Here is an 11,889-nt window from a genome sequence, read left to right as displayed (position 1 = left end):
ACTAATGCAAAAACGCCATGTGCTTACCCTGGCGTTAAGGGTCATTGCCTGCCTGAGAGAGCGAGAAGAGGGATAGGGTCCGCATCCGCGAGCCGCAATATACGCAGGGCTGCGAAAAGATAGAGTGTGCATGAGAGAAGGTCAACTACTACAAGGAAATTGTTTTGCGAGAGAGGTGGCAAAACTGACAAAAAGCAGGGTTATTGGGACGAAAAACACTACTGTACCCAGCTGACAGCAGGGAAAGGAAGCGGCGTACCGCGACGCCGCATTATTTTTCTGAAGGTTTATCCTGCTCTGGTTTGCTGTTGATCATGTCACACAGCATAGAGATAAGCATCAACCGTACTTTAAAGGGAGAATGGCTAAACACGCGTATACACCTCTTAAATTCATTCATATAAACCTCCTGACTTCACGATCCCATCAGTCCTTGAGGGATGTCTTTATTATATACAGATATAGCACAGGCTATATTATAAAGCATTAACTATCTACGAAAAACAGCAACTTACATTGTTATCAATAAGTTACGTTAGTTAATGTTCGTCAGTATTCGGCAGTATTTCTAAGTTGTCGCGACCATTTTGCGACATTTTAATGGGTTGAGTCGCACGGCTTCTTCAAGGTGGCTAGGGGCGAAATGCGCATACCGCATTGTCATAGTGATATCGGCATGGCCGAGGATTTTTTGGAGAACCAGAATGTTGCCGCCGTTCATCATAAAGTGGCTGGCAAATGTATGGCGTAGCACGTGGGTAAGCTGGCCTGCTGGTAGTTCAATGCCAGCACGTTCCAGAGCAGAACGGAAAGCGTTATAGCAGGGCTTTGGAAACAAAGCGCCTTTCGCTTCAGGTAGTTCAGCCAGAAGTTCATCATCTAAGGGAATCGTACGGTTCCTTTTCCCTTTTGTTTTGATGAAGGTGACTTTCCCGCCAGCAATCTGGGAGCTTTTGAGGGTTGCTGCTTCATTCCACCTGGCACCAGTCGCCAGACAGATTTTTACGACTAACTCTAAGTAACTTACTTTACTACGTTTGCATTCCAGCAGAAGCCGATCAATTTCTTCAGCTGTGAGAAATGCCATTTCAGTTTCATCAGTGCGATACTGTCTGACGTTCTCCAGTGGGTTAGGGGCTGACCACTCACCGATCCGTTTCAGCTCATTGAACATAGCCAGAAAATAAGCGTGTTCAAGGTTCATTGTTTTAGGTGAAACTTTAGAAACACGGTTAGTACGGGCATAATGCCCTTCAAGCCTTTTGGCGCGGTATGCTGTAAACAGCTGGGCATTAAACTCAGTGGCCAGCGGAAGCCCCATACACTCCGCCGCCCAGGTCATTGCGTCTTTACGCTTTTGACCGTTGCGCAGGGCAACACCATGGCGCTCATACCACATTGTAATCAGGTCGATTAAAGTTCGTTTGTCTTTCCCTTCACCCAACCACGGCGCACTATCTATTTTTTGAAGCGTGTGGTTTTCAAATGCCAGGGCTTCTCCCTTCGTGGCAAACTTTTTACGTATACGTTTCCCGTTCTTACCGTTGCTGCGGTTGACGGTGTAGAAGTCGGCAATCCACTGGCCATTTGATAGTTTTCTTACTGACATGAATCAGCCATTCAAAATACGTTGTTTTTGTTGCTGAAATTCTTCATCGGTCAAAATTCCTTCCTCTTTCATTTCCGCTAATCGTTCGATTTTATCCATTACGTCATCGAAGGACGGTTTTTCGTTGGTGTTCTGAGGGGATGGGCTGGTCTTATTGTTAGCACGACTGTTTTTTGTTTCATTCACTAGGTTGGTGAATGGAATCACCGAAGACTTAATTACATTTTTTATTGTGTAATTTTGCCCACTTGTTGAGATCGTGATTTCACCAAACATTAAACCCGTTTTGCCACCAATACTGACAATGTTTTGTAGGTTTACGTCTACTTGTTTTACACCGAAAATCATACCCTTATCTAAAAATATGATTCTCTGATTAGTTAGAGTGATTAACCAAGTATTGCCATCCATCATGCCGCTTACAATCCCCAGCGGTTGTTCATCAGAATTCAAAATTTCAGGTAAGTGAAAGAATTCTTTTTTGGTGCCAAATGGAGTGTCAGATACAGCAGCGGCTAAGCGTTTCATTTCTGCTTTCAACTGATCTTTGGATGCTGTTTTGTAATCTATCATTTTGAATTCCTTATCATTTAATAACTAATACTTTCCGGCCTAATATTTTTATATCATCAATTGCACAATCAAATGCCATTCCAACACCGCTTACCCTGACTTTGCCTACAGGGATACGAGTAAGAGTTCTGACGCTAGTTTTACCCTCAATTTCGACTAACCACTCATCGTCATAAACTTCAGAGAAGTGTTGATCGATAACATATTGTAATGAACCGTCGATTACGCAGATGGGGGTGTGCGGCAAGGGTTTACCCGGCAGAAATGTCACTTTGTCTAACATGAGCACACCAGAATCATAGAGATGGCCATCAACAATTTTTTTGCGTGGCAACTTCATGATGTCTAGCTCTTCGTCATTAAATTTCCGTCCTTCACCAGTCGCAAGCCATTCAAGGGTTACTCCAGTTTCAGCCATACATCTAACGACTATATCAGCAGGGAAAAAATCGCGTTTATAGCGGTTCGCTAAGCTGCTGCTTGCAATATCCAGATGGTCAGCAAGGGCAAGTTTAGTGCTGAACCCATACGCTTGGATGACTCGATCCAACACAGCACCGCCGCCTTGGGAAAACTCAATTTGTAGGTTCACGAAAGTTTTACCTTGCATGTTTTTATGGAGTGAGTTTAAACTCCATTCTGTAGGTTTAAGTGAATATTGACTCATACTAACCGACATTGCCGTGTCGATAGCCTTTGGAGTTTGCCTTATGCGACCAAATATTACAATCGTAATCCCTGAACCATATCTGCCTTTAGACGAGTATTGCCGCCGTACTGGCACAAAGATTGAAACCGCTAGGAATTTGATTGAATACGGAAAATTGCCGATCAAACCAAAAGGTAAGCAAAAAAAGGGACTCGTTGAAGTCAACATGGCCGCTCTTACCGTCCAAGCGTTGAGTGAATGTGATATTTCACTTAACGCGTAATCCATCCTACGGATTAGGGAGAGGCAAACAATGTTTGATTACCAGACCTCTAAACATGCTCACTTTGATGCGGCTTGCCGAGCATTTGCAATTGAACACAATCTGGAAGATGTAGCCGCTGCCGTTGGCATGAGGCCGCAGATTCTGCGCAACAAATTGAATCCAGCACAGCCGCACCGTTTAACCTGTGACGAGCTATTAGCCATTACGGATTACACCGAAGATGCGCGTTTACTGGATGGGATGCTGGGGCAGATTAACTGCCTTCCATCCGTACCGGTGAACAATGCCACAGAAGGCAACATGCAACTGTGTGCACTGAGTGCCACAGCCAGTGTGGGCGCAATTGCTGGGGAAGCCGTATCTACTGGTCATATGACCGCCGCCCGCCGTACACAAATTCTGGATCGCGCTCGCGATGCAATCCGTAGCTTATCCGTGCTGGCTTATACCGTTGAAAGCCGTATCCAGTCTGCGCCTGTTCTGGCCGCAGCGGTGGATCTGGTGACGGCTAACGCCACCGGCTTGATGTGAGGGAGCACCATGAAAGCGTTTGTTACTTATCTGAAAAATGAATCCCCAGCCATGCAGCTGCCAAGCGGTTCCACTGGCTGGATTGAACTGCCAAATGGTCAGCGCTGGAATCCTGGCCATATGTACAAATTCAATGGTCAGCAACCGCGCCGTCCGTGGTGGCGTCGCCTGATGGGGCTATAGGGGGTTGTTATGGCGATTAGTCAGGAACAGCAACAGCGCGGACTGGATCAGCTTAAAAAGATTCGCCGCAAATACTTCAATACCAGCAGTGAGGCTGCTGACTGGTGGGACAAATTAACACCTGAATGGCGCGGGGTAGTTCTCCATGCCGCCGCTGTGAATTCTGGCTTGAGTGTATTCAAAGCCCACTTAAGCAAATGCTGCTGGCGGGAACTGTTTGAACGTCTGGATTACCGGGCAATGATTCAGCTGCGTTGCGGTATTTCCCGCGCGCGTCTGACGATGAACGGATTCGGGTCATTGCGTGACAGTGATTTTTCTAAAAGTACCGCTAACCGTCCAATAAAGCGGGTTTATCCAATCAATAACAATCGGGGGCCGCAGATGATTATCGCGCCTCACATCGTCCATAAGTTGCAACAACAGGGGAATCACTGATGGCCATTATTTCCGTTGAAGGTAAATCGTTAGGGGCTGAGCTGGCCGTGTGGGGAGTTCCACATAATTACGCCGTGGCTTTTGCTGAGAAAAGTACCAGCAAAAATGGCCGCATTGCGTTGCATCCATTCTTCTTTAATGACACTGAGCACATGACTAATCCGCGTCACTGGCTGGCGATAAATGCTGCTTTCTGGTGCTGCGTGTACCGCGAGGCCGAAAGCAAAGAAGCACAGATTGAAGCGCTGGCCGGAATCCGAGCAATTTTCTATACGGCCGGAGCGCTGGGTGTTGGCGAAATTAAAGCACTGATCCAGGAGTGGTGGCGGACAACGTACGCGCTGCACCTTATTCCAGCACCGAACTATTCAGCCGTCACTGTACAACCCGCTTTTCACTAATTAACAACCTGAATTTTTTGGCCACAGCTAAGGTGGCCGGGGATTCTTTTGCCTTAAGGAAACCAAAATGCACATGACACGTCAGGATTTACCCGCAACGAAATCAGGTACTGACCTTCTGGCCATGCTCACCAAAGCCACACAGGAAGGTAAAGCAGCTGCTGCTGATCTGTGTTCCACCCGCTTGGATAAGCTGGCCACTCATGCGGCCAATGAAGGTTTAAGCGCAACGGAAATCGTTGAGTTAATCCGCGAAGAAGCCGCAGCGATTTGCAGCAAAGGCGGTGCCGCATGGCAGTAAAAATTCATACGGTAAAAATCGCGCCCAAGTACCTTAACGCAGTAGTTGCTGGCCAGAAAAAAGCAGAACTGCGTAAGAATGATCGTAACTATAAAACTGGTGATGTTCTTTCGCTGTGTGAGTGGAAGCACGGGAAATTCACCGGGCGAGAGTGGGCGGCGGTTATTACCCATGTTTTGCCGGTGAATGAAATCATTGCCAATACGGATAACTGGGTAGTGTTGTCTGTTCGGCCATTGTCACCCCTTGAAGTGCTGGAATACATCGTTTCTAACGGTGTATCAGAATTGCTTTTAAGTGGGGTTGAATATGGCCGTTAAAACTCCGCTTAAGTGGGTGGGCAGCAAAGCCCGCCTTATGCCGCAGTTGCTTCCCCATCTGCCGGAGGGTAAGCGCCTGATAGAACCTTTTGCTGGTTCCTGTGCTGTCATGATGAATACGGATTATGACGAGTACCTGATCGCTGATGTGAATCCTGATCTGGTAAACCTGTATAAGACGATGGCTTATCACACCGACGCGTTGCTTGTTGAGCTGGAGGCTTTATTTTCTGCCGGTTCAGTAGGTGATGAAGAAAACCGGGCAATTTTCTATTACGCGGTACGTGATGCCTTCAACCAGTCCGGCAAATCCTTTGGTTCTGAATCTGTGGAAGCGGCGGCGCGTTTTCTTTATCTGAACCGTCACTGCTTCAATGGCCTGTGCCGATACAATCGCCGTGGCCAGTTTAATGTTCCGTTTGGTAAGTACAAAAAAACCTACTTTCCTGCTGATGAAATCCGCGCTTTTGCTGAAAAAGCGAAACGTGCCACGTTCATTACTGCCCACTATTCAGAAACGCTTGATTTGGTAAGGGACGGGCATGACGTTGTTTATTGTGATCCGCCTTACCTGACTGATACCGATAATTTCACCGCTTACCATGAGCGTGGTTTTTCGCACATGGATCAGGGACGGCTGGCGCGTAAGCTGCGCCGCCTGACTGAGCGTGGGATTAATGTTGTCGCGTCAAACAGCGATCTGGAAATGGAGCATTACCTGTATGCAGGATTTGAAGCGGTTCGGGTAAATGCGCCACGCAGTGTGGGTGCAGCAGCTGCAAGCCAGAAAGTGGCTGCTGAGCTGATTCTTAAGTCACCTGCTAACCCTGCGATCGATGTTCGGGCGGTGGTGGCATGATGACGGAAATTATTACCGGCTTTTATGCCTTGTTTGCCTGTATTACTTTCGCCTTTCTCTTATGGGACGAATGCCAGGACGAATTTGATCACGATGCTGAGGACTTAGGGTTAATCACTCTGAGTGCGGTTTTCTGGCTACCGCTGGTAGCGGCCGTACTTGTTGCCTTCCTGATAGATTTCTGGCGCAAGTGGGTTAACCGTGGTTGATATGCTGGAGCCAGGCCAACACCATGCCGTCAATGCCTGGCGGCGTGAAACCTTTGCGCCTGGCACCCCGTCAGATGCGACGATCACCGAGCGCCGCCTGTGGGCTGTTAACCCGCAGGATTATGAATGGCGTTCCCAGTACCTGCATGAAATACCCGACTGGTTAGCCGGGTATTTCGGCAACCGTTACGAAAAGCTGCTGGCTGGCCGTGACGGGCGTCGTCGTGCCAATACATTCCTGCGCAAAACTATCGGCGAGAATGTATTGCCACGTCTGCGCAAAGTGGCTGCACGTTACAAGCTGGCCGCTGATGCACTTGATCTTCCTTTCGGTAAGTCGCTGGAGCGACTGCCGTCACTTGACCGCCCGGACCTCAAAAAACTGGCTGGCCAGATATCTGGCTGGATCTCACAGTCACTTTATGACTTCACCGATCAGTTTGTGGGCAGCACTGACGATGCCGCAGAGCTGCGCCGCCGTACGCTGGAGTCTTACCGCCATTTATGCACGTGTTCCCTGATGCTGAACAATCAACCGCCGTACTGGGCAGAACATGAAGCTAATGGCGGACAACTGGAAACACGTAAGGCTGAATCCGGGATTCTCCGCATGATGGCACCTGAATGGTGGTATCTGCGTCTTAAGCGGGCGCGGGATATGCAGCGTGAGCATATGGCCATTGCCGTGGGGCAGGTGCAAAAAGCAGCCAGTGCTTATGTGTCCCGTAAAACCCTGGGTGAATGGATAGACCAGAAAAAGCGGAACCTTGAGTTCTTTAAAAAGTTTGATCTGCTGAATGATGAAGGGCTGCGTATTGCACTGGACAGCATGGTGCACCACAGCGTTGCTAATCCGGCGATCCGTCGCTGTGAGCTAATGGTAAGAATGAGAGGATTTGAAGATATGGCCAATGAAGAAGGGCTAGCCGGTGAGTTTTACACCATCACCGCGCCATCGCGGTTCCATGCGGTACACAGCAAAGGGGGCTTTGTTTCACAGTGGGATGGCTACACCCCACAGGACACCCAGCGCTATTTATGTGGTGTATGGGCGAAAGCCCGCGCTGCTATTTCCCGTGCAGGTATCCATGTTTTTGGTTTTCGTGTGGTAGAGCCTCACCACGATGGGACACCGCACTGGCATATGCTGCTTTTTATGCGTCCTGGTGACGTGGATACCGTGCGCGATATTCTTTGTTATCACGCCAGAATTACCGACTCCGAAGAACTGCAAACGCCAAACGCGCTAAAGGCACGTTTCCATGTTGAAGCCATCGATCCCGCTAAAGGTTCGGCTACGGGTTACATCGCCAAATATATATCCAAAAACATTGATGGGTTTGCGCTGGATGGTGAACAGGACGAAGAAACAGGGGAGAACCTACGGGACATGGCCAAGTCCGTTTCTGCATGGGCTTCACGCTGGCGTATTCGCCAGTTTCAACAGATTGGTGGTGCGCCGGTGACTGTCTGGCGCGAGTTGCGCCGGTTACGTGATCAGGTACTGACTGACCGCAGAATGGATGCGGTTCTGGCTGCTGCGGATGTTGGTGACTGGGCGGCATACACCCAGGCGCAGGGTGGCGCACTGGTTTCCCGCCGTGATCTGGTTGTTCGTCTGGCTTATGAAATCACGGAACAGGGTAATGAATACGCAGAGGACGTGCAGCGCGTTCAGGGTGTCTATTCTCCACTGGTTCCAGATTCGGCGGTATGTACGCGCCTGGTGAAGTGGCAGAAGGTTGCGAAGTTGGCCGAAGCGCCAGCGGAGGCGGGTTTTTCTGGCGGCAGCGCCGCCCCTTGGAGTTCTGTCAATAACTGTACGGAGGGTGGAACCCGCAGACGGTTAAAACTGGAATTGCGCAGCCGGGGTTTTGATGGTTCTGACGATGAAATAGCCATTCTCATGCGGGGCAGTGGTTTGAGATTTGGCCTGGTGGCATTGATTTACCGTAATGGCCGGTTGCAAGAGACACGAAGCGAGCCAATGCACGAGCTGTGGCCGGGGTGGTTGTAGCGGTATAAATCTGTGTAACACGTTCATTTGTCAGTAGATGGCAGGAAAATACATTTCACAATTTGTGCTTTACGGTGTACTGTATGCATATACAGTTATATATTGTTTGTGGGGGCTAAATGGATCTTTTGGAAGCGTCGGCACAGCTGGAGCGCATTGAGTTATTGGCCAAAATTGCCCATGTGTACGAAAGTAACCAGAGAGAAAAAACAATCGCTTTGGCCTGGATTGGTGAGATTGCTGGAGAAATGCGGGAGATGGTCAGAACAGAAGCTAAAAACCCCCAGGAAGGGGGCTTATCAGGCGGCGGGAGTCGCTTTCAGTAGGTCTAATGCCATTTGGCGCTGATCGGGTGAAAGTGCATTCAGTATTTTCTGCACCATCGCATCACCCGTTTTCGCGCTGGGGCTGAGAGTGTGGGAGAACGTCAGATTCATCACAAACGTATGGCCACACTCCACATCTGAACAGGCGCAGTAAATATCCGCAATCTGCCGGTGCTTCCGGTTTGTTTTACGAATAACAGCCTTTGAGCCGCATTCCGGGCATTCGATTTTCAGAACTCGCATATTCCATGCTCCAGCTGTTAAATGATGCCTGGATTTTAGCCTTTTTCGCCTCATGCCGCATCCTTATCCGTTGATTCTGTGTAACTTAAATCAAAGTGAAGGTGCAGACGTTCCGGTATTTCGGGATCGTTGTTAACAGCGGTCATAAACCGGCGCTGAATGGGCGCTATCTCGCTTTTCTTGTAAATCCTTTCCGCCTTTTCAACATCCCCCAGACCGGCAGTGTTCTGCGGGACAATTCCGGCCAGCCCAGCAGGAAAGCGGTGCGCGTTGAGAATGTCCTGCGCACTGATGTTTTTGATGTTGGCAAATTCATCTTTTGCGGAGATATCCCCCATTTCAATGAACTTGATCGCATCCCCATCCCCGCCAGGAATGTTCACCAGAATGGTGGAGAAGTTGCCGATACCTTTGCTGTCACGCAGCTGCTGTTCAATTTCTTCTTCCATTTCATCCGTCATGCTGGGATCGCGTGTATAGAGAATGCCGCCAGTATGAGCGCCGTTGTGGTAGTAGCGGCGGCGGAAAATCACGGCTTCACTGTTAAGCAATGCCGAGTGTACGCCACCGATATAGTCGGGCAGCCCGTAAATATGCTGTTGCGGGTCGTACATCTTGATAAAAATGATATCTTCCTGCGGCCATACCTGCGGTTCCCCGTCCTGTAATACCACATAATCACCGGGCTGATCTGTGGCGTTGTCCCTGACTTTACGGCGGCGGATATACAGGCCGGGTAAAGGTTCCAGGCCAATCACATCCCCCCAGCCGTTGCGGATTTTGCCAATCGCAATATCACCGAAGGTTGTATAGTCAAACGCTGCGGCTTCCAGCTGGTCGTAAGTCAGGCCACCACCCAGATAATCAGACACAATCATATTTTTCCGGGCGTGGATGATGCCGCCATGCTGACCATTCAGATTGATAAGCTGTGCCAGTGCCAGCCGGTCAATCGGCTGGGTAAAGTGATCGGCGGCATTGTCGTACCAGATGTCGCGGTAATCCGTGCCGGTGGTCAGGACAGGTTCCGGTTTGCCGAATGTGATGATGCTCATTTTTTTGGACTTATCGCCGCGCGGGTTGCGCTTAACGAAGCGGTTTTTCTTACTCATGCAGCCTCTTTCCTTACACCCCAGCGGGATTTCGGTTTGTTTTCGTAGTTGAGTGGTTCGTTATGCAGGGCGTGGGTAATTGCCCAGAACGCCTCTGCGTGGCCAGTGTCCTGGCTGCGGTCAGCGACAAATGTCATGGCGTTACCGCTTTGCGTGGTGGTGCGGCGTACAGCCATAAAGCTGGCCGGGATCTCTTTCAGGTTTTTGTCCCATTCAATACGCTGGCTTTCCACCACGTCCGCCGCTTTCAGTACCAGCTGATTTTTCGTGTTCATGTCGTAACGAATGGCGACGGCCACGCGCATGGCAAAATGCTGGATGTTGTCAAAAACACCCTGGCCAATGCCGGTAACGTCCACTCCCAGATAGGTGAAGTTGTATTTTTTAAACAGCAGTTCGATCTGCCTGGCCTGATAGCGGAAGTTCATGCCCTTCCAGTTAATGACCTTCAGAACGCGGAATTTCTCTGCGGCATACATCGGCGGGGCAATAATCACAAAACACGACAAATCGCCGCTACGTGCCGGGTCAAAGCCTCCCCATACTGGCCTGTCACCAAATGGCCGCGCAGCGTCCGGGTTGTGATCCTGCCAGGTGTCCACTTCCACGCCACAGGCTTCCAGGTCTGAAAAGCTGAATACGGAATCCTTGCTGTCCACGAACACGCACATATAAAGCATGTTGAAGGTGGCGGTGTTGTAGCGGTTGCGCAGCTTCTCGATGTTGGCCAGGTTGAAGCCGCCCGCAATGGCATCCTCCATCGTGATGACATAGCGCCACTGACCATCCGGGCAAAGCCGTCCGCCGTTGCGCATTTCATCAAAGGACGGGAACTGAGCGGCCGCGCGTTTTTTGCTGCCCTGTTTCCATTCCTCACCCGTCCAGAACGGGTAGGCCTGGTGCGTTTTGGCCGATGGCGTTGAAAAGTAGGTGGTGCGCCATTTGTCATGGGTGGCCATTGCGCTGGCCACTTCGTTAAGCCTGGCGAAGTTAGGCACCCAGAAATATTCGTCACAGTACAGGTGGCCACTGTAGGACTGTGCCGTGTTTTTGTTGGTTGAGAGAAAACGCAGTTCAGCGCCGTTGCTGAGGCGGATCGGGTTGCCGGTCAGCGTGATGCCAAAATACTGTTCTGCAATGTTGACGATGTAAGACCGGAAGTATTCCGCCTGGACTTTGGAGGCAGACAGGAAGATTTGCGGATCGCCTGTCATGACCGCGTTTTCAAAGGCTTCAAATGCAAAGTACCAGGTGGCACCGATTTGGCGGCTTTTAAGGATGTTCCTGACCTGCTGGCCAATATTCCGGCGCAGGTGTTTCTGGTATTCAAAAAGATGTTCTTCCGCCCAGGTGTCGAAATCCGCCTGGGTCAGAGAGGAAATATCGTTTTTCCTGTTTTTGCGTTTGGGGCGCGGTTCATCGCTGTTGCTGTCCCGTGCCGCTGCCTGACCGTTACTCTGGCCGCTGGCCATCTTTTCTTTATGCTTATTGCTTTGAGCACGCAGCTTTGTGGCGTGGGCAATCAGCATGTCCATTTCTTTCAGGTCGAGATCGGTTTTATTATCGCGGCTGGCCAGCAGCTGGTAGCGGCGTTCAATTGCCTCCTCTGTACTTTCAAAGCTGAGTAAATCCGCCCAGCTGTATTTCTCAGCCCAGTAGTAAACGATCCGCGCATTCGGCAGATTTAATTCTGATGCAATTTCTTTTGGCGTATAGCGGCGCAAATAAAGTGCGCGGACAACGCCTTTTAGTTCTTCTGAGTATTTAGCCATGCGGATAATTATGCCGTGGCTGTTATGAAAAAACGGTGGTGTTAATTCGCGTCTGTTCGG

At 49.8% G+C, this 11,889-nt stretch carries 18 protein-coding genes; 11 read left to right on the top strand and 7 right to left on the bottom strand.

The genetic code is table 11. The features are described 5' to 3' along the window. Positions 1–271: 271 nt before the first annotated feature. The 4 genes from mntS to AC534G_RS17035 form a co-directional block, all read right to left on the bottom strand. Positions 272–400 (bottom strand): manganase accumulation protein MntS, encoded by a 129-nt coding sequence (gene mntS, locus AC534G_RS17050; protein WP_003831584.1) that lies wholly within the window; start codon positions 398–400, stop codon positions 272–274. A gap of 168 nt (positions 401–568) precedes the next feature. Further along, positions 569–1,609: a phage integrase gene (locus AC534G_RS17045; protein WP_326285074.1), complete on the bottom strand. Its 1,041-nt coding sequence runs from the start codon at positions 1,607–1,609 to the stop codon at positions 569–571. 3 nt (positions 1,610–1,612) lie between these two features. Continuing rightward, on the bottom strand, positions 1,613–2,182 hold the full coding sequence (locus AC534G_RS17040) for a PH domain-containing protein (RefSeq protein WP_174770530.1): 570 nt from the start codon (positions 2,180–2,182) through the stop codon (positions 1,613–1,615). A 13-nt stretch (positions 2,183–2,195) separates the two neighbouring features. Beyond that, the gene (locus tag AC534G_RS17035; RefSeq protein ID WP_174771595.1) at positions 2,196–2,792 is read right to left on the bottom strand and encodes a phage repressor protein CI; all 597 of its coding nucleotides are present in this window, start codon (positions 2,790–2,792) and stop codon (positions 2,196–2,198) included. A 100-nt stretch (positions 2,793–2,892) separates the two neighbouring features. On the opposite strand from AC534G_RS17035, the gene AC534G_RS17030 reads away from it, so the two are divergent. From AC534G_RS17030 to AC534G_RS16980, 11 genes are all read left to right on the top strand, one after another. Beyond that, complete coding sequence (locus tag AC534G_RS17030) at positions 2,893–3,114, top strand: regulator (RefSeq protein ID WP_242457618.1); 222 nt, start codon at positions 2,893–2,895, stop codon at positions 3,112–3,114. Positions 3,115–3,144: 30 nt separating this feature from the next. Beyond that, on the top strand, positions 3,145–3,648 hold the full coding sequence (locus tag AC534G_RS17025) for a phage regulatory CII family protein (RefSeq protein WP_021293717.1): 504 nt from the start codon (positions 3,145–3,147) through the stop codon (positions 3,646–3,648). A gap of 9 nt (positions 3,649–3,657) precedes the next feature. Beyond that, positions 3,658–3,831, top strand: a complete 174-nt coding sequence (locus AC534G_RS17020; protein ID WP_000643378.1) for a phage filamentation protein Fil family protein — start codon at positions 3,658–3,660, stop codon at positions 3,829–3,831. A 9-nt stretch (positions 3,832–3,840) separates the two neighbouring features. Next, complete coding sequence (locus tag AC534G_RS17015) at positions 3,841–4,269, top strand: hypothetical protein (protein WP_163183934.1); 429 nt, start codon at positions 3,841–3,843, stop codon at positions 4,267–4,269. Further along, positions 4,269–4,670 carry a hypothetical protein gene (locus tag AC534G_RS17010; protein WP_174770527.1) on the top strand — a complete coding sequence of 134 codons (402 nt, stop codon included), beginning with the start codon at positions 4,269–4,271 and terminating at the stop codon, positions 4,668–4,670. The genes AC534G_RS17015 and AC534G_RS17010 overlap by 1 nt, the downstream gene beginning before the upstream one ends. A gap of 67 nt (positions 4,671–4,737) precedes the next feature. Beyond that, a complete protein-coding gene (locus AC534G_RS17005) occupies positions 4,738–4,971 on the top strand; it encodes a DUF2732 family protein (protein WP_032950234.1) in 234 nt (77 codons plus the stop codon). Then, the gene (locus AC534G_RS17000) at positions 4,962–5,291 is read left to right on the top strand and encodes a DUF3850 domain-containing protein (protein WP_275148273.1); all 330 of its coding nucleotides are present in this window, start codon (positions 4,962–4,964) and stop codon (positions 5,289–5,291) included. Before AC534G_RS17005 ends, AC534G_RS17000 begins: the two co-directional genes overlap by 10 nt. Further along, complete coding sequence (locus AC534G_RS16995) at positions 5,281–6,150, top strand: DNA adenine methylase (RefSeq protein WP_496594436.1); 870 nt, start codon at positions 5,281–5,283, stop codon at positions 6,148–6,150. The genes AC534G_RS17000 and AC534G_RS16995 overlap by 11 nt, the downstream gene beginning before the upstream one ends. Beyond that, positions 6,147–6,359: a hypothetical protein gene (locus AC534G_RS16990; protein ID WP_003838016.1), complete on the top strand. Its 213-nt coding sequence runs from the start codon at positions 6,147–6,149 to the stop codon at positions 6,357–6,359. Before AC534G_RS16995 ends, AC534G_RS16990 begins: the two co-directional genes overlap by 4 nt. Before the next feature lies 1 nt (position 6,360). Next, positions 6,361–8,376, top strand: coding sequence for a replication endonuclease (locus AC534G_RS16985; RefSeq protein WP_496594609.1), 2,016 nt, complete (start codon positions 6,361–6,363; stop codon positions 8,374–8,376). Between the two features lie 119 nt (positions 8,377–8,495). Then, entirely contained in the window at positions 8,496–8,702 is a 207-nt protein-coding gene (locus AC534G_RS16980; protein ID WP_000364823.1) for a hypothetical protein, read from the top strand. Here AC534G_RS16980 and AC534G_RS16975 read toward each other — a convergent pair. Genes AC534G_RS16975 through AC534G_RS16965 form a run of 3 tightly spaced genes read right to left on the bottom strand, consistent with a single transcriptional unit; the run spans position 8,676 to position 11,829 of the window. Then, positions 8,676–8,999 carry an Ogr/Delta-like zinc finger protein gene (locus AC534G_RS16975; protein WP_012602735.1) on the bottom strand — a complete coding sequence of 108 codons (324 nt, stop codon included), beginning with the start codon at positions 8,997–8,999 and terminating at the stop codon, positions 8,676–8,678. The genes AC534G_RS16980 and AC534G_RS16975 overlap by 27 nt on opposite strands. Beyond that, positions 8,996–10,057, bottom strand: a complete 1,062-nt coding sequence (locus AC534G_RS16970) for a phage portal protein (protein ID WP_199966252.1) — start codon at positions 10,055–10,057, stop codon at positions 8,996–8,998. The genes AC534G_RS16975 and AC534G_RS16970 overlap by 4 nt, the downstream gene beginning before the upstream one ends. Further along, entirely contained in the window at positions 10,054–11,829 is a 1,776-nt protein-coding gene (locus tag AC534G_RS16965; RefSeq protein ID WP_003838038.1) for a terminase large subunit domain-containing protein, read from the bottom strand. The genes AC534G_RS16970 and AC534G_RS16965 overlap by 4 nt, the downstream gene beginning before the upstream one ends. Positions 11,830–11,889 lie beyond the last annotated feature (60 nt).

This window comes from Citrobacter sp. CRE-46 (assembly GCF_059615875.1).
This window is presented reverse-complemented; position numbering and strand designations above follow the sequence as displayed.